This is a genomic window from Variovorax sp. 54 (assembly GCF_002754375.1).
GTDB lineage: Bacteria > Pseudomonadota > Gammaproteobacteria > Burkholderiales > Burkholderiaceae_C > Variovorax.
The window spans coordinates 5,058,250-5,074,912 of the sequence record NZ_PEFF01000001.1 but is presented as its reverse complement, the minus strand read 5'-3'; the positions used below and the strand labels follow the sequence as shown (position 1 = coordinate 5,074,912).

Annotated in this window: 19 protein-coding genes and 1 tRNA gene; 11 read left to right on the top strand and 9 right to left on the bottom strand. The window is 68.2% G+C overall.

The annotated features are described in order from the left end of the window. Positions 1–119: 119 nt before the first annotated feature. Positions 120–827 carry an SDR family NAD(P)-dependent oxidoreductase gene (locus CLU95_RS23340; protein WP_099795793.1) on the bottom strand — a complete coding sequence of 236 codons (708 nt, stop codon included), beginning with the start codon at positions 825–827 and terminating at the stop codon, positions 120–122. Positions 828–977: 150 nt separating this feature from the next. Between CLU95_RS23340 and CLU95_RS23335 the strand changes: the two genes are divergently transcribed. The 3 genes from CLU95_RS23335 (at position 978) to CLU95_RS23325 (ending at position 2,422) form a co-directional block, all read left to right on the top strand. Further along, a tRNA-Lys gene (locus CLU95_RS23335) sits at positions 978–1,053 on the top strand. Positions 1,054–1,181: 128 nt separating this feature from the next. Further along, positions 1,182–1,466: a hypothetical protein gene (locus tag CLU95_RS23330; protein WP_099795792.1), complete on the top strand. Its 285-nt coding sequence runs from the start codon at positions 1,182–1,184 to the stop codon at positions 1,464–1,466. A 23-nt stretch (positions 1,467–1,489) separates the two neighbouring features. Further along, positions 1,490–2,422 carry a Na/Pi cotransporter family protein gene (locus CLU95_RS23325; RefSeq protein ID WP_099795791.1) on the top strand — a complete coding sequence of 311 codons (933 nt, stop codon included), beginning with the start codon at positions 1,490–1,492 and terminating at the stop codon, positions 2,420–2,422. Positions 2,423–2,428: 6 nt separating this feature from the next. Here CLU95_RS23325 and CLU95_RS23320 read toward each other — a convergent pair whose 3' ends face one another. Next, positions 2,429–3,430: an alpha/beta hydrolase gene (locus CLU95_RS23320; RefSeq protein ID WP_099795790.1), complete on the bottom strand. Its 1,002-nt coding sequence runs from the start codon at positions 3,428–3,430 to the stop codon at positions 2,429–2,431. 182 nt (positions 3,431–3,612) lie between these two features. On the opposite strand from CLU95_RS23320, the gene CLU95_RS23315 reads away from it, so the two are divergent. After that, complete coding sequence (locus tag CLU95_RS23315; protein WP_257214707.1) at positions 3,613–4,569, top strand: DUF2272 domain-containing protein; 957 nt, start codon at positions 3,613–3,615, stop codon at positions 4,567–4,569. A 42-nt stretch (positions 4,570–4,611) separates the two neighbouring features. On the opposite strand, the gene CLU95_RS23310 is transcribed toward CLU95_RS23315, so the two are convergent. From CLU95_RS23310 to CLU95_RS23285, 6 genes are all read right to left on the bottom strand, one after another. Next, positions 4,612–4,866 (bottom strand): DUF3297 family protein, encoded by a 255-nt coding sequence (locus CLU95_RS23310; RefSeq protein WP_099795789.1) that lies wholly within the window; start codon positions 4,864–4,866, stop codon positions 4,612–4,614. Between the two features lie 65 nt (positions 4,867–4,931). Next, positions 4,932–5,396, bottom strand: coding sequence for a ribonuclease HI family protein (locus CLU95_RS23305; RefSeq protein ID WP_099795788.1), 465 nt, complete (start codon positions 5,394–5,396; stop codon positions 4,932–4,934). A gap of 29 nt (positions 5,397–5,425) precedes the next feature. Then, on the bottom strand, positions 5,426–5,896 hold the full coding sequence (locus CLU95_RS23300; RefSeq protein ID WP_099795787.1) for a DUF4124 domain-containing protein: 471 nt from the start codon (positions 5,894–5,896) through the stop codon (positions 5,426–5,428). Between the two features lie 62 nt (positions 5,897–5,958). Next, positions 5,959–6,762: a DUF1295 domain-containing protein gene (locus tag CLU95_RS23295; protein WP_099795786.1), complete on the bottom strand. Its 804-nt coding sequence runs from the start codon at positions 6,760–6,762 to the stop codon at positions 5,959–5,961. Beyond that, on the bottom strand, positions 6,759–7,805 hold the full coding sequence (locus CLU95_RS23290) for an SAM-dependent methyltransferase (RefSeq protein ID WP_099795785.1): 1,047 nt from the start codon (positions 7,803–7,805) through the stop codon (positions 6,759–6,761). Before CLU95_RS23290 ends, CLU95_RS23295 begins: the two co-directional genes overlap by 4 nt. Before the next feature lie 116 nt (positions 7,806–7,921). Further along, positions 7,922–8,890, bottom strand: coding sequence for a LysR family transcriptional regulator (locus CLU95_RS23285; RefSeq protein WP_099795784.1), 969 nt, complete (start codon positions 8,888–8,890; stop codon positions 7,922–7,924). 108 nt (positions 8,891–8,998) lie between these two features. Between CLU95_RS23285 and CLU95_RS23280 the strand changes: the two genes are divergently transcribed. Genes CLU95_RS23280 through CLU95_RS23270 form a run of 3 tightly spaced genes read left to right on the top strand, consistent with a single transcriptional unit; the run spans position 8,999 to position 12,051 of the window. Beyond that, positions 8,999–10,075, top strand: coding sequence for an aromatic ring-hydroxylating dioxygenase subunit alpha (locus CLU95_RS23280; RefSeq protein WP_099795783.1), 1,077 nt, complete (start codon positions 8,999–9,001; stop codon positions 10,073–10,075). A 3-nt stretch (positions 10,076–10,078) separates the two neighbouring features. After that, positions 10,079–11,029: a PDR/VanB family oxidoreductase gene (locus tag CLU95_RS23275; protein ID WP_099795782.1), complete on the top strand. Its 951-nt coding sequence runs from the start codon at positions 10,079–10,081 to the stop codon at positions 11,027–11,029. A 50-nt stretch (positions 11,030–11,079) separates the two neighbouring features. After that, on the top strand, positions 11,080–12,051 hold the full coding sequence (locus tag CLU95_RS23270; protein WP_099795781.1) for a Bug family tripartite tricarboxylate transporter substrate binding protein: 972 nt from the start codon (positions 11,080–11,082) through the stop codon (positions 12,049–12,051). A 30-nt stretch (positions 12,052–12,081) separates the two neighbouring features. Here CLU95_RS23270 and CLU95_RS23265 read toward each other — a convergent pair whose 3' ends face one another. Next, positions 12,082–12,846 carry an AraC family transcriptional regulator gene (locus CLU95_RS23265; protein WP_099795780.1) on the bottom strand — a complete coding sequence of 255 codons (765 nt, stop codon included), beginning with the start codon at positions 12,844–12,846 and terminating at the stop codon, positions 12,082–12,084. Between the two features lie 99 nt (positions 12,847–12,945). Between CLU95_RS23265 and CLU95_RS23260 the strand changes: the two genes are divergently transcribed. From CLU95_RS23260 to CLU95_RS23245, 4 genes are all read left to right on the top strand, one after another. Then, a complete protein-coding gene (locus tag CLU95_RS23260; RefSeq protein ID WP_099795779.1) occupies positions 12,946–13,773 on the top strand; it encodes a sulfite exporter TauE/SafE family protein in 828 nt (275 codons plus the stop codon). 118 nt (positions 13,774–13,891) lie between these two features. Next, positions 13,892–14,842 (top strand): hypothetical protein, encoded by a 951-nt coding sequence (locus tag CLU95_RS23255; RefSeq protein WP_099795778.1) that lies wholly within the window; start codon positions 13,892–13,894, stop codon positions 14,840–14,842. A 55-nt stretch (positions 14,843–14,897) separates the two neighbouring features. Further along, entirely contained in the window at positions 14,898–15,392 is a 495-nt protein-coding gene (locus tag CLU95_RS23250; RefSeq protein ID WP_099795777.1) for a GFA family protein, read from the top strand. Beyond that, positions 15,389–16,423: an NAD(P)/FAD-dependent oxidoreductase gene (locus CLU95_RS23245; RefSeq protein ID WP_257214706.1), complete on the top strand. Its 1,035-nt coding sequence runs from the start codon at positions 15,389–15,391 to the stop codon at positions 16,421–16,423. The genes CLU95_RS23250 and CLU95_RS23245 overlap by 4 nt, the downstream gene beginning before the upstream one ends. The last annotated feature ends 240 nt before the right edge of the window (positions 16,424–16,663 follow it).

Here is a 16,663-nt window from a genome sequence, read left to right as displayed (position 1 = left end):
GACCATGGACGGCCATACTCGTCGCTCATCCTCTCCACCAACCGACCCAGCAAAAAGGCCTTGGCAATCGCCAAGGCCTTTTTCGTTTGCAGCTGTGCGTTGCCGACGGGAAACAGATATCAGGCGTCGAGCGTCAGGTGCTGGCCGTGCAGTGCCGCGGCGCCCGGCGATGCCAGGAAGCCGATGGTCTGCGCCGCGACCGTCGTGGAAACCCACTCGGCCGGATTCGCGTCGGGCATTGCCTGGCGGTTGGCCGGCGTGTCGAGCACGCTGGGCGCGACGCTGTTGATGTTCACGCCGTGCGGCGCAGCCTCGGCCGCCATCGATTCCACGAGCCGCTGCAGCGCGCTCTTCGACGCGATGTACGCCGCCATCGCCGGCAGGCCGCGCGCCGCCACCTTGGCGGTCACCGCGATGATGCGGCCCGCGCGGCGCTCGATCATCGAAGGCAGCACGGCCTGCGTGACGGCAACGAACGACCAGGCGTTGAGGTTCATCATCCGGTCCCAGCTCGCGCGCGTGAGTGCGTGCGTCGCTTCGCCCATCTCGAAGCCGCCGGCGATGTGCACCAGCGCATCGACGCGGCCGAAAGCCTGCAGCACCTGGCCGGTGAGCGCGGCCATGTCGGGCGCCGAGGTCACGTCGCCGGCGAGCAGCAGGTGCTGCGAGTTGTCCAGGCCCGGAAAGACTTCGGCCAGGCGACCGGCGTGGTGGTCGACCAGCGCGAGCCGTGCGCCCTGGTCAAGAAAGTGCTGGGCCACGGCCCGGCCCAGTGCGCCCGCGGCGCCGGTGATCACGACGTGGGGGGTGTTGCTTGCATCGCTCATTGAAAACTCCTCGGACAGGGGGCGGGGCCAGGCCCCAACGGTCGCGCATCCTAACGCTCTCGTACAAATGTGCAGAAAATTTTTGAAGTCCCAAAAAGATTGGTATATACTCGTGGTCTTGCCAGAAAACACTAACGGTTTTCAAAGCAAGGGCTCTTAGCTCAGTTGGTAGAGCAGCGGACTCTTAATCCGTAGGTCGAGTGTTCGAGTCACTCAGGGCCCACCAACCAACATCGCGGAAACGCTGAAAAGCCTGCTACCCACAAAGTAGCAGGCTTTTTTCATGGTGCGTTCACTTGTACGTTTGCTTGCGCCAACGTTACCCTTCGCAAGCAAGCCCTCCCCCGACATCCCGTGAAGAAATCCAAACCCGCGTCCTCGCCAAAGCCCTTCGACCTCAAGCAGCACTGGCATTGGGGCCGCGGCATGCGTCAGTTGCGCATTGCCGACTTCCTGAAAGACGGCCGCCTGCTCGTCCCCGGCGACCTCACGGGCGAAGGCCCGGCCACCGATGACGGCACCGGCGCGCTGCGCACCGTCGGCGGCGTGCAGGTCGGCAGCGCCGACTACGCCACCGGCCTGATGTGGGTCGGCCGCAAGCTGCGCGAAGGCGACCTGCCGAGCAAGCCCCAGGGCTGAGGTCGACCCCACCAGCACCGCCCATGACCGACTGGCAATGGATCTTCTCGGCCGTGAGCGCGATCGCGCTGTTTCTCTACGGCCTGTCGGGCTTCTCCCGTGAGCTGCTCGACGCAGGCGGCACACGGCTGCAGCAATGGCTGGCCCGCGCCACCGCCAACCGCTTCGTCGCAGCACTGCTGGGCGCCGGCTTCACGGCGCTGATCCAGTCGTCGTCGGCCGTGACTTCGCTCGCGATCGCACTGGTCGACGGCGGCGTGCTGAGCTTCAGCGCGTCGCTGGCCATCCTGATCGGCGCGAACGTCGGCACCACGGCCACGGCCTGGCTGGTTTCGCTCAAGCTCACGGCGCTCGGCCCGATCGCGCTGTCGCTGGGCGCGCTGCTGTCCGCACTGGCGCCCGCGCGCTGGAAGCCGATCGGCAAGGTGCTGTTCTATTTCGGCTTCGTGCTGTTTGCGCTCGACCTGATCGGCAACGAGCTCCTGCCGCTGCGCAACAACCCCGCCGTGGTCTCCGCGCTGGCGCAGGCCGGCTCGCCCTGGATCGGCGTGCTGGCGGGCATCGTCATCACGGCCCTGCTGCAAAGCTCGTCGGTCACGACGGGCCTGGCGGTGGTGCTGGTGCAGCAGCAGGTGCTTGCGACCGAGGCCGCCATTTATCTCGTGGTGGGCGCCAACGTCGGCACCACGGTGACGGGCCTGATCGCCTCGGCGTCGATGGGCATGCTGGCGCGCAAGACTGCGCTCATCAACACCGGCTTCAAGCTGGCCGGCGCGGCGCTGTTCGCGCCCGCGCTGGTGCTGTTCGCGCAGACCGTGGCACGGCACGCGCCGACACCCGAAATGGCGGTGGCGATGGCGCACCTGATCTTCAACGTGATCAGCTCGGCGCTGTTTTTGATCCTGCTGCCGCTGTACGTCAAGCCGCTGGAGCGCTGGGCGCGCCGCACCGGCTGAGCGCGCTCACGGCGCCGTGACGCGCCGAAGAAACTGCAGCGAGCGCTCCAACGCGAGCCGCCCCGGCGCGTCGTCGAGATTGAACTGGTACTCGTGCGGCAGCGCCGGCGTCTGGTCGGCGGGGAAGAACAGGCTGTCGACCTGCACGCCCTTCGCGATCAACGTCTCGGCCATCGAGCGCGACTGTCCTTCGAGCGGATCGCCGTTGCCCGCGGTGATGAACGACGGCGGAAACGCTGCGGTCACGTAGCGGCGCACCGAGGCGGTCTCGAAGGCTGGTGCGTTCTGGAAATCCTTGCTGCCGCTGTACGACCAGAACACGGTCCGCAGGAAGCCGCCGAACGCGCCGTCGAGCCTGGCCTGCGCTGCATCGTAGGCGCCGCAATGCAACAACATGCCGCGCAGCTGCTCGCGCGCGATGACGGGCGCAAGGCCGACGGCTTTCGCGTAGCCCGGCACGGCCACGGCGTTCGCGACCTGCGCGACGATGTGCGCGCCCGCCGAGTCGCCGGCCAGCACGAGCCGCTTGGGGTCCACGCCCAACCGCACCGCCTCGCGCACGAGATACCCCAGCGCCGTGTTCACCTGCCGCACCGGTACTGGGTAGCCTTCTCCGGGCGCGATCGAATAGCCGACGGCCACCACGGTGAAGCCCTGCCCCGCCAGCACGCGCGCGTAATTGGCCACGTCGCGCCGGTGGCCCGAGACCCAGGCCCCGCCGTGCACCCACACGATGGTGGGCAATGGCTCGACGCCCGCCGAGGCCGGACGGAACACGTCGAGGTAAGCGTCGGGGTCGACCTCGTCGTAATGCTGATCGAGCACCGCCGAGATGCCGGGCGGCACATGCTTCTGCAGCGATTGCGATGCGGCGTCCGATCCCTTGCCGAAGGCGTAGCGGATCATCAGTACCGAGGGCCACGGGCTCCACTGGAATGCGGCATAGCCCACGATGGCGAGGCTGGCGATGACAGCAAGGGTGCGGAGCAGGATCTTCTTGAGCTTCACCGTGGGAGCGCCTGCGCCGGACGGCCCGGCGCTTCAGGGTGCGCAGCCCGCATTCTGCTTGGCTTGCTGCGGGAACGCCCCCGCTATGCTCGCCTCACATGCCGCCACCGACCTCCTCCGCTCACAGACAAGCGCCCCGCCACGCCGCACGCATGCTGTGCGCTGCCCTGGCGTTGACCGCAATGCCCACCTTCGCAATGGCCGCCGCCGGTTGCCTTGCCACGGCCTCGCACATCCCGCCACCGCCCCGCGCCCTCGCGATGGCGGCGCTGGCCCGGCAGGAACACTCGGCCTTCGGCGGTCAGACGATGGATGCCGAAGGCCGGCTCACCGAATCCGGCGATTCGGAAGCGGAAGACACGCGCCATGCGCCCGGCGCACTGCCCGCATGGCAACGCGTGTTGCGCTACTGGCGCGCGGTCGATCCGCCGAACGCCCGGCTGCCGTACCTCGTGCGCTTCGGCGCCCTGCGCGCGGCCGACCGCACGCTGTTGACCGAAGCACTGAACCAGGCGAGCGCAGCGCACCTGGAAGGCCTGGGCGTCGGCCCCGACCAGGGATTGGATTCGTCGGACCGGCGCGCCCTGGAGGTGGCCCTGCAGCGCGTCGCGGTGATCGACACGCCCTGGTCCGCCGCGTTCATCAGCTGGGTCGCACGCGAGGCCGGTCTCGGCGCCGACGAGTTCGTCTTTTCCGAGGCCCACGTCGACTACGCGGGCGCCGCATGGCAGGCCGGCATCGACGAGGCCGCGGGCCGCGCGACACCGCAAGCCCTGCGCGCCTGCGACCTGACGCGCACACCGCCGCGCCCGGGCGACCTGGTCTGCCAGGCGCGCGGCGCAAGCGGTGCTGCGCTCGACAGTTTCGAAAAGATCGGAGAGGTGCTTGCCGGACGCCCCACAGGCGGCGCGCCGTTGCCGATGCACTGCGATGTGGTGGTGAACGTGGACGACGCGGGCTTCGACACCGTGGGCGGCAACGTGCTGCAGTCGGTCACGTGGCGGCGCCTGGCCTTTGCGCCCGGCACGCGGCTGCTGGACCCGAGCTACCTGCCCGAAGGCTGCCCGACGGACGGTGCTGCATGCGTCGATCGCCACATGAGCCGGCAGCCTTGGTCGCTGCTTCTGCAGTGGCGTTGAAAGAGAAGAGAAGCAGGAACGGCGCCGATGCGCCGCCCGCCGTCAATCGCGGTAGTACACCTCGACAGCACCTTTGAGCTTGATCAGCAGCGGATAGCCCTTGCGGTCCAGCGTGCGGCCGGCGGGCACCTTGATCCAGCCTTCGCTGATGCAGTATTCCTCGACGTCCAGGCGGTCCTTGCCGTTGAAGCGGATGCCGATGGGGTGCTCGAAAATGGCGGGAATGTGGTGCGGGCTGCGCGGATCGGTCGAGAGGTGATCGGGCAATGCGGGCTTGGAGGTGGCTTCTTCGGTCATGGGGAAACGGGTTTCTGAATCGACCCGAATGATAGAACCTGCGGCATGCCCCTCTGCCGGCACTGCTAGCGCCGCTTCTTCCAGGCCTTGGCGGGCGGCTTCGGCCCGAAGCCCAGCGCGGCCCGCGCGAGCGCGTCGGCCTCGGCGTTGCGGTGGCGCGGAATCCATTGCACGTGCGCTTCGTCGAAGCCCTGCAGCAGCGTGCGCGCTTCGTCGAACAGCGGCGCCATGCGCGCGATCGGCCGCACGTCGGCAGCGCCGCTCAACTGCTCGACCAGCGTGCTGTTGTCGCTGTAGGCCTGCACGGCCGTGGCGCCGCGCGCCTGCAACTCGCGCAGTGCGAGCGTGAGCGCCCGCAACTCGGCTTCGTTGTTGCAGCCCGTGGTGTGCGTGGCCTGCGAGAAGGTGTGGCGGATGCCGTCGGGCTGGGTGATGACGACGCCGACGCCCATGCGTCCAGGGTTCGGCATGGCACTGCCGTCGCAATGGACGACCCACGGGGGAAGGCGCTCCGGCGCGGCAACGGTCATGAAGAAAAAACCAAAGGACGCGAACGCGCTCAGCAGTTGCTGCGCTTGATGCCCGCAAGATTGCAAGGCCGCTGACCGGGCGGCGGCCCGGGGTCGTGCGGCGGACGCGGCGGCCGGGGGTGGTACCCGGGGCGCGGCGGGCCGTAGTACGGATCGCCGCCCCAGATGTAGGTCGGCGCCGGATCGACCGCGGGCGCCTCGCCCACCGGGTAGCGCGGAATGATCGCCGGCCCCGCGGGCGCGGGCTGCGACGGCGGTGCGGACGGTGCCGCGTAGTTCGGCCGGCGAGGCTCGGCTTCATCGCTGGGGGCACGCGGCGGTACGGGCGGCGGCTCGTCGATCCGCAACTGCCGCGACTGCTTGGTGCCCGACGGGCAGGTGCCGTCGGTGTAGACGATGCGGCCGTCGGCGTCGGTGCAGCGCACCACCTCCGCCTGCGCGACCGGCGCGGCCGCGACAAGCCAGAGCAGTGAAACGAAAAGGAAGATGGGTGAGCGCATGGAGACGCTCTTTGTAACAGTGCGCGGCTGCGCGAACAAGTGAAAGAAAGAGCGGGAGCCGCTCACGCCCACTCGTCGACGGACCGCCGCCGCGGCCCCGGCACGAAGGCCGGCGTGCGCGCGATGTACTCGCGGTACGCGGGTCGCCGCTCGCCGATGTCGGCCTCGAGCATGCGCACGCCCGACACACGCAGCAGCAGCCAGGTCATGAGCACCGGCGACACCGCGCTCCACGCCCCGGCCCAGCCCGCGCCGGCCACGGCGATCAACCACAGCCCCCACCAGACGCAGGCCTCGCCGAAGTAGTTCGGGTGCCGGCTGTAGCGCCAGAGCCCGCGGTCCATCACCTGCCCGCGGTTCGCCGGGTCGGTGCGAAAGCGCGCCATCTGCGCATCGGCCACGGCCTCGAAACCCATGCCGCACAACGCCAGCGCGATGCCCACCATGTCGAGCCAGCCCAGTGACGTGGGCACCGCCGCCATGCCCACGAACAGCGGCGCCGACACGACCCACGCCAGCACCGCCTGCAGCCCGAACACGAGGTACAGGCTCTTCCATCTGAAGTGCGGCGCGTTGCGTTCACGGATCGCCTGGTAGCGGCGGTCTTCGCCGTGACCCCAGTTGCGCCACGTGATGAACACGCCCAGCCGCAACGCCCACGCCCCCGCGAGCACCGCCAGCCACGACCCACGCGCGCCGACCACCGGCAGCAGCGCCAGGTACACGAAGCCCGCGCCCGCAATGCAGGCGGACCACACGCGGTCGACCAGGCTCGCATCGTGCCGCAGCAGGCTGACAAGCCAGGTCAACACCGCCACCACAGCGGTCCAGCCGAGCCCCGCGAGCGCGATCTGCACAGTGCTCATGCGCGACGCGGCTCGAACAGGTAGTGGCTCACCCACCAGCGCTGCCCCTGCTCGAAGCCGAAGAGCTCCGCCACCGACATGAAGAACAGCCGCCAGCGCGTCCACCACAGGCCGGCGTCCGCGCCGTAGGTGGCCTGGAACAGCGGACGCAGCGCGTCGCGCCGCTCGTCCATGTTGCGCAGCCAGGCCTCGGCCGTGCGCTGGTAGTGGTTGCCGGCCCAGCGCCAGCGGCGCAGCAGGCGCAGGTCGTCCTGGCAGTACAGCGCGAGGTCGTCACTGGGCATCATGCCGCCCGAGAAAAAGTAGCGACTCATCCAGTCGCTCGCATCGCGCACCTCGAAGGGATACGGCGCCTCGCGGTGCGCGAACACGTGCATGAAGAAGCGCCCCTGCGGCCGCAGCCAGCGCGCCACATTGGCGAAGGCCTGCGGCCAGTTGCGCAGGTGCTCGAACATCTCGACCGACACCACGCGGTCGAAGCGCTGGTCGGTGTCGAAGCGGTTGATGTCCTGCGTGAGCACCCGCACGTTGCCCAGCCCGCGCTGCGCCGCCTGCGCCTCGATGTAGGCGCGCTGCGACTGCGAATTCGACAGCGCCGTGATCCGGCTGCCCGGGTAGCGCTCGGCCATCCACAGCGTGAGCGAACCCCAGCCGCAGCCCAGTTCCAGCACGTCCTGCCCGTTGGCCAGTCCGGCGCGCTCGCAGGTCGCGGCCAGTGCGGCGGCCTCGGCCTCTTCGAGCGTGCGCGTGCCTTCGGGCCAATAGCAGCTGCTGTACTTGCGGTGCTGGCCCAGCACCTCGCCGAAGAAGGCGGCCGGCACCTCGTAGTGCTGCTCGTTGGCCTTCTCGGGCAGCGGCGCCAGGTGCGCCGCGCCCATGCCGGCGACAAAGTCCTGCGTCAGCTCGGCCGCCGCCAATGCGTTGCCGGCGTGCAGTTCGGTCAGCCGCTCGCGCAGCAGGCGGCGGATGCCCCGGCGCACCACGGCGTCGGGCACCAGGCCCCGTTCGACCCAGCGGATGGCGAATGCAATGTCCTGCGGCATGACGGTGTGCTCCTCGGCAAAGGCACGTCGGGAAGCGTGCCACAGGCACCTGTACGCGGGGAAACTGGTTTTGGATGAGGCTCGCCGCGGAGAAAAAGTCGATGCCGCCGCGAGCGTCAACGCGGCTTGGTTCGGACCCTCTTCCTGGCCGGGGAAGCAGCCTGCGTGGTGATGTGCGGATAGTGCTCGAAGGTATGTTTCATCACATCGCGCAGCCAGACCACGGCCGGATCGTGATGAAAGCGCGGATGCCAGTGCTGGTTGAGCTGAAACTGGGGCACGGGCACCGGCGGCTCGAACATGCGCACCGTGCCCAGGCGGGAAAAAACCTCCGCCAGCTCGCGCGGCACGGTCGCCAGCAGATCCGGATGCTGGTCCATCAGGAGCGGCACCATCAGGAAGTGAGGCGTCATCACGGCCACGGTGCGGCGGATGCCCTGGTCTTCCAGCACCTTGTCGTAGCTCTCCGCCGAATGGCCGGTGAGCGAGACCACGACATGTCGCATCGATTCGAAGCGCTCGCGCGTCAGGGTGGCGCCGATGTCCTTGTTCCGCGCGCTGGCGATGGTCACGAAGGAGTGCAGGAACAGGCGCTGATGAAACAGCCCCTCGGGCGCCGCGCGGATGGACCCCACCGCCAGGTCGGCCTCGCCCGAGGCGAGCAGCCCTTCGACCTGCTCGAGCGGCACCTGCAGCGTGCGCAGCGAGCATCCGGGCGCCTCCTTCTTGAAGCGCTCGAGCAGCGGAGGCAGGAACACCAGTTCGCCCATGTCGGTCATGCACAGGGTGAAGGTGCGCCGCGCCAGCGCAGGCTCGAAGCGGGCGCCGGCCAGGATCTGCTGGCGCACGGTGGACATCACCTCGACCACCGCCGCGCGCATGCCCTCGGCCTTGCGCGTGGGTTCCATGCGGCTGCCGACCTTGACGAACAACGGGTCGTCGAAAAAAGCGCGCAGCCGGTTGAGTGCATGGCTCATCGCGCTCTGCGTCAGCCCGAGGCCTTGCGCGGCCTTCGTGACGTTGGCCTCGCGAAACATCGCGTCGAAGACCGCCAGCAGGTTCAGGTCGAGGTTTTCCGCATGCATGCAGCGCATTCTAGGAATGACTGGCATGACGTTGATACATGAGAACCCTCGCCCTACGCTGTGCCCATGCCGTGACCCGAACGCGGCGAACAACAAAGGAGACGCCCCATGTTCATCAAAAATACCTGGTACGTGGCTGCTTGGGACCACGAGCTCACGACGCAGGGCCTGTTCGCCCGCACCCTCATCGGCGTGCCCGTTCTCATGTACCGCAAGGACGACGGCGAGATCGTCGCTATGGAAGACCGCTGCTGCCACCGCGGCGCGCCCCTCTCGGTGGGGCGGCGGGAAGGCAACTGCGTGCGCTGCATGTACCACGGCCTGAAGTTCGACGCCTCGGGCCAGTGCATCGAGGCGCCGGCCCAGAAGCGCATTCCCATCCAGGCCAGGGTGCGCACCTTTCCCGTGGTGCAACGCCATCGCTGGGTCTGGATCTGGATGGGCGCGCCCGACAAGGCCGACCCGGCGCTGATCCCCGACACGCCCTGGCTCGACGATCCGCACTGGCGCAGCCTGGACGGCTACATCCACTACGACGTCAACTACCTGCTGATCTGCGACAACCTGCTGGACTTTTCCCACCTGCCTTTCGTGCACCCGACCACGCTGGGCGGCAGTGCGGACTACGCCGCCGCCCAGCCCAAGGTCGAACGCATCGACCACGGCGTGCGCATCACCCGCTGGGCCCTCGACACCGAGCCTCCGCCGTTCGCCCGGGCGGTGAAGGACTGGGGCAGCAGGGTCGACCGATGGAACATCTACAACTTCACCCTCCCCGCCATCCTGCTGATGGACTCCGGCATGGCGCCCACCGGCCAGGGCGCCGCTGAAGGCAACCGCGAGGGCGCGATCGAGTTTCGCGGCTGCCAGGCCATCACGCCCGAGACGGAAAACTCCACCCACTACTTCTTCGCGCACCCTCACAACTTCGCCATCGACCAACCCGAGGTCACGCACTCGATCCACCAGGCCGTGGTGGACGCCTTCGACGAAGACCGCGACATCATCACCGCGCAGCAAAAGAGCCTGGCGCTGGCGCCCGGCTTCAAGATGATGGCCTTCGGCATCGACGCCGCGCTGAACCAGTTCCGCTGGATCGTCTCGCGCCGCTTGGAAGAAGAGGCGCTCGAAGAAGCGGCAGCGCGCCCGGCTCCCGCGGCAGCGCCCGAACCCGCCGGGGCCTGAGCCATGAAGCTTGTCGTCACCCGCCTCACGCACGAGGCGCAGGATGTGCTCGGCCTGGAGTTGCGTGCGCAGGACGGTGCCGCGCTGCCGCCTTTCACCGCGGGCGCCCATGTGGACCTGCTGCTGCCCGGCGACATCCGCCGCCCGTACTCGCTGGCCAACTCACCGCTGGAGCACCATCGCTACGTACTTGGCGTGGGCCTGGCACCGGCCTCGCGCGGCGGCTCGGCCTTCGTTCACCAGCGCCTTGTCGTGGGCGATGTGCTCGAAGTGGGCGCGCCGCGCGCGCTGTTCGGCATCGCCCCTGCCGCCACCGAACACGTGTTCGTGGCCGGCGGCATCGGCATCACGCCCCTGCTGAGCATGATCCTCTGGTGCGAGGCCCATGCCAGGCCCTGGAAGCTGCTGTACTGCGTGCGCACGCGGGCGCGTGCCGCCTACGCGTGGACGCTGGCGCGCCACCCTGACCGCGTGCAACTGCACGTGGACCAGGAAGCGGCAGGCACGCCGCCCGATCTGGCGGGCTGGCTGAGCCGTGCAGCCCCGGGCGCCCACGTCTACTGCTGCGGCCCCGAAGGGCTGATGAACGCGGTCGGCGCGGCCGCAGGCGTGGTCGGCATCGACAAGGCGGCCACCCATTTCGAGCGCTTCGCGCCGCCAGACCAGGCCACGCCCGTGGCACCGGCCGGCAGCTTCACCGTGGTGCTGCATCGCAGCGGCCAGCGGATCAACGTCGCGCCGCAGCAGAGCTTGCTCGATGCCTTGGAAAGCGCGAACGTCAGCGTTCCCTTCTCGTGCCGCGAAGGCATGTGCCGCAGCTGCGAGGTGCCGCTGCTCGAAGGCGAGGCCGAGCACCGCGACTTCGTGCTCAGCGACGAGGAGCGCGACAGCCACAGCTGCATCCTGCCTTGCGTCTCCCGCGCACGCAGCGCCGTGCTCGTCCTCGATCTCTGACGTTCCCCGAACAACAAGCAGACCACTCAACCCCACCACTGGAGACAACCATGTTCAAAAGAATGACGGCCGCTTGCGCAGCGATCACGCTGGCGCTTCCCATCGCCGCGCAGGAAAGCTACCCCTCGCGGCCGATCCGCCTCGTCGTGCCCTACGCGGCCGGCGGCGCGACCGACTTCGTCGCGCGCACCCTCGGCGATCGCCTCTCGAAATCGATGGGGCAACCGGTGGTGGTGGACAACAAGGCGGGCGCGGCGGGCGCCATCGGCGCCGGCGAAGTCGGCCGCGCCAAGCCCGACGGCTACACGCTGCTGATGACCATCACCGACTCGCAGATCAACAACACCGCGTTGTTCAAGACCCTCGCGTACGACCCGCAGAAGGACTTCGTCGGCGTCACGCAGGTGGTGCGCAGCCCGGCGCTGATCTCCACGCACCCCGGCACCGGCATCAAGAGCATCGAAGACCTGAAGGCCAAGGTGGCCAAGGGCGGCGCGAAGCTGAGCTACGGGTCCTGGGGCGTGGGCGGGCTGGGCCATCTGGCCGGCGAGAGCCTCAACCGCGGACTGAACGCCGGCATGGTGCATGTGCCGCAGCGCGGCGAAGGGCCCGTGGTGACCGACCTGCTGTCGGGCACCATCGACCTCGGCCTGTCGTCGGTGCCCAGTGCGATGCAGCATGTGCCGACGGGCAAGGTCGTGCCACTGGCCGTGCTGGGGCGCCAGCGCTCCACCACGCTCCCGCAGGTCCCGACCATGCACGAGCTGGGCTTCAAAGATCCGCTCTACGACACCAACGTCTGGATCGGGCTGCTGGCACCGGCGAAGACGCCGCAGCCCATCGTCGACAAGCTGGCCCGCGAAGTGCGCGCCATCGTCGGTTCGCCCGACGTCAGCCAGCTGTTCGTGGGCCGCGGCTTCGAGGTGATGAACAGCACGCCCGAGCAGTTCGCGGCGTCGTACAAGGAGGAGTTCCACGTGATCACCAAGCGGATGCGCGACCTGGGCGTCGAGGCGCAATGAGGCAGGCGACCACTCGGTGCCCCAGGTACTTCACGCGGCCATGAACGCCGACGGCTTCTGCCCGAGCCGCTTTCGGAACATCGTGGAGAAGGCACCCGGGCTGTCGTAGCCCAGCTGAAGCGCCACGGTGGTCACCGAATGGCCCATGGCCAACTGGGCCATGGCCGAGAGCAGGCAGGCCTGGCTGCGCCATTCGGCGAACGTCATGCCCGTGTGCAGGCGAAAGAACCGGCTGAACGTGCGTTCGCTCTGGTGCAGCTGCCGTGCCCAGGCGAGCGGAGGCGTGCGCACATCGGGCTGGTGCAGGAACGCGATGCACAGTGCCGCCAGACGTGGATCGCTGGGCAGTGGCGCAAAGAAGGGCAATGCGGCCGCACGGCGCACCTCCTGCAGCGCCAGTGACATCAGCAAGCCATCGCGGCCGCGCTCGTCATACAGCGCCGGCACGTCGATGGCCTCGATCAGCAGCTGCCGCAGCAAGAGCGACACCGCCAGCACTTCGCACAGCGAACCGCCGCGCGGTGCCGCTGCGGGCTCGATGTAGAGGCTGCGGGTGCTGACGCCCACCATCTTCACCCGGTGCGGCTTGCCGGCGGGAATCCACACACCGCTGTGGGGCGGCACGACCCAGGCGCCATCGTCCGTGCCCACCTCCATCAGCCCGGTGGCGCCGTAGAGAAACTGGGCACGGCGATGGCTGTGCATTTCGAGCACGGTGCCCGGCGCGTAGTCGGTGCCGATGGCCAGAACGGCACGCGGCGTGGGGTCGAGGGCGTCGAGGGACTGGTTGCGCACAGCGAATCGGTGGGTTGGCCGGAACGCAAATATTGTTGACCGAACATCGCAAGCGCGCCAAGCCCTCCCACCCTAGCCTCGAGGCTTCTTTCTGTGTCGATGGAGCTGCTCGTGTTGTTGTATCTGTTGTTGGTGGTGTGTGGATGCCTGACGGGCGTCACCACCGTGCTGTTCGGCTTCGGCGGTGGGTTCGTCGTGGTCCCCTTGCTGTACCAGCTCTTGTCCCAGTTGAACGCGCCTGACAGCGCCATCGGGCGGTCGGCCATGCAGATCGCCGTCGCCACGTCCACGTGCGTGATGATCTTCGGCGCGCTGCTGGCCACCTGGCGTCATCAGCGTGCAGGGACGCTCGATTGGTCGCAAGTCCGGCCGCTGCTGGGCGCCATGGGTGCCGGTGCGGTGCTGGGTGCGCTGGCCGCCACCGCAGTGCAGGGGGAATGGCTGCGCTGGGCATTTGCCGTGTATCTGGCGCTGACCATCGGGGACTGCTGGCTCCGGCCCGGTTTTCTTTCGCCGACTGCGGCACCCAAGGCAGCGCCCTCTGCCGCGGCCACGACGCTGTCAGGGCTGGTGATCGGCGGCATCGCCGCATTCCTCGGGGTCGGCGGCAGCGTGATGACGGTGCCCCTCATGCGCCGTCGCGGCATCGAGATGAGCCGCGCGACGGCCATGGCCAACCCGCTGTCCCTGCCGGTGGCGCTGGCGGGCACGGCCACGTACGTGGTCTTGTCGACCACATCAACGCCGTCGTTCGGGCCGTGGCATCTGGGGTACGTCGACGTGCGTGCGGCGGCGACGCTCGTGGTGGGCTCCTGGATCGGCATTCGCGTCGCCGCGCTGTGGATCGGGCGCATTCCGGACCGAATCCACGCCAAGGTCTACCTGGCCTTGCTGATCGCGGTTTTCCTGGCGATGGTGGTGCGTTGACCGCGTGGGCCTGCGTGGCCGCATCGGGCGTTCCCTAGGCGACAGGCGCAGCGCGCAGACTTTGCCATCATCGCGAATTCGACTGGCACCTGCCGCCGGCTACACGGAGCCCTCCCCCATGACCTCGCCTTTCACCACCACCGCCCTGGGCCTGTGCGGCTCGCTGCGCCAGCCGCGCCAGATGCTGGCCGACCAGACCTACGACGATCACAAGTCCATCCACGACGACGCGACGGCGGAAAACCTGGGCTTGCGCGCCGGACCGATCGAAGGGCCGACGCACTTCAGCCAGTTCGATCCCCTGCTGTTCCACGTGTTCGGCCAGGCCTGGTTCGAGACCGGCTGCATCAGCGCCCACTACCAGAACATGGTGGTCGAGGGTGAGTCGGTGCGCGCCTTTGTCGACCTGCCCGCGCCCGGCGCGACCTTCGTGCGCCTGCGTGCCGAGAAGGCCGACGGCACGCCCGTGCTGACCGGCACTGCATCGATCGGCGATGCGTCGCAGCACCCGCACGAGCTGCCCCAGCGCATCGCGAAGCTGCGCCCGGCCCAAGGCCTGGTCATCAACCGCGACCTGCGCGTGGGCCAGCGCGGCGCCGTCGTCGAAAAGATCCGCATGGGCTTCGACCAGCACATGGGCGACCACTACCCCTTCACGCTCGCCGACAAGCTCAAGGCCATCACCGAGCCCTGCGACTGGTACACGCCCGAAGGCGGCCAGCGCTCGCCGTGGGGCCGGGCCATCATCCCGACCGAGATGATCAGCGTGCTGCTCGGCTCTACCAGCGCCGAGGCACAACTGAGCGGCCGCAAGCCGGCGGTGGGCCTGTTCGCCGGGCAGGAGATTCGCCTCATCAAGGGCCCGCTCTTCGTCGACCAGGACTACGAATTGGAACGCGAGATCATCGCGCTGAGCGAGAGCGCGCGCACCGAGTCCGTGTGGATACGCACCCAGGTGTACGAGATGCCGTCGCGCACGCTCGTGGCCGAGATGATCCTCAATGGCGCGACGATGAAGGCGTCGTATCCCAGCTACGAAGCCGAAGCCAAGGAACTCGGTCTGGCCTGAGCGTGGCATCGGCCCCATCCATCGGGGCAGAATCCGATCTTTTTCCGGGTGCCGTATGCCAGCTGTACTTGAAGGGGGTTGCCTCTGCGGCAAGGTCCGGTTCCGCACGAGCCAGCCGCCGCTGCGCACGTTCGCCTGCCATTGCACCTTCTGCCAGCGCATGAGCGGCACGTCGTTCTATGCCGAGTCGCTCTTTCCGATGGACGCCGTGCAGTTCAACGACGGCGAACTGCGGCAGTACGCACATCACTCGGACGGCAGCCACAAGAAGGTCTTCGTTCATTTCTGCCCCGCATGCGGCACGACGATGGGCCTGACCTTCGAGCGCTGGCCCGAGGTCCGCGCCATCTCGCGCGGGTGCTATGACGATCCGAACGCGGTCGAACTCACGAGCCACATCTGGACGCGCTCCGCGCAAAGCGGCGTGGCCTTGCCGGCCGATGTGGATTGCTTTGCCAGGGCACGGGCCACGCGCGATGGACAGCCCGAGGTGGCCTCGCGGTATGAAGCGCCTGTGCTGGCTCGGCCATCACGCACACCCCATCCGTGAAACACAGAAACAAGGTCATCGTGGTGGGCGGAGGCATCATGGGTGCGTCGGCGGCTTGGCATCTGTCCAAGGCAGGCGCAGCAGTCACGTTGATTGAACGCGCCCCCAACGATCTCTCCTCTGCGACCGCCGCATCTTTCGGATGGGTCGGCGCCAGCGCAAGTACACCCTCCGACAACCCGGCAGCATTCGCCGAGAGGCTGAAGGCACTGGAGGAGTTTGTCCGTCTCGCGCGCGAACTCGGCCCGTTGCCGATCGCAGCGCGCGGCGCGCTTCTCTGGCGGTCTACGGAAGACGAAACGACCGCCATGATTGCCGAGCATCGAACCGCCGGCACACGGATCGAGCGACTTGCTCGCGCCCAGGTCGCCGAAATGGAACCGATGCTTGCAGAACCGCCGCCGCTCGCTGCCTGGGCGCCCGGCGACTTCGCACTGGAACCCACCGCATTTGCACGCCAACTGCTGACAGGGGCGCAGGCTGCGAGGGCATGTGTCCGCCAGGGAACGGTGGAAGCGATCGAAGCCACAGGCCACCGCATCACAGGTGTTGTGATCGAAGGGCGGACACTGCCTGCCGACATCGTTGTGCTCGCCAATGGTTGTGGCGCGCGCACGCTGGCCTCGACGGTCGGCGTCGACCTTCCGATCCATGCGTCGCCGGCCGTGTTGATTCGCTTCGGTGCGCAGGCGCACGGCATTCGCCACCTGATCTGTGCGCAGGACATGGAGCTGCGCCCCGCCTTGGGAGGCGGCCTTGTGTCTGCTGCCGACTGTCCAGAAGATGGCGAGCCCGGCCTCTCCGCCCTTGCCACGCAGACTGGCAACGCCATTGCGCATCTTCTTGGGACTGCGACGACGCCATCGCTTCTGTCCATCAACGCCGTGCAACGGCCCATGACAGCCGATGGCAGGCCACTTTGCGGCGCTGTGGGGAACATCGAAGGTTTGTATGCAGTGGTCGCGCACCCCGGCGTGATCCTTGCCCCGCTCCTTGGTCGACGCTGCGCCGAAGCTGTTCTAGGTTCTTGACTGCGGTACTGCCCGCAAAGTTGGAATGCGCTTCAACGGCGACATGGCTTGGACGACCGCCGGCCATCCGCGCGATTCGCTCGACGACGGCGGAGCACGACCCCCAGGTAGCAGATCGAAACGCACGTACAGAGACCCGCGACCACGGACCACACAGCGCCTGCGCCGACGAGATTGGCGCCGTCCGCTGTGACGCAGCTTGATGCGGCTGCTTCGATGCAATCCCGGTGCCGGTAGTAA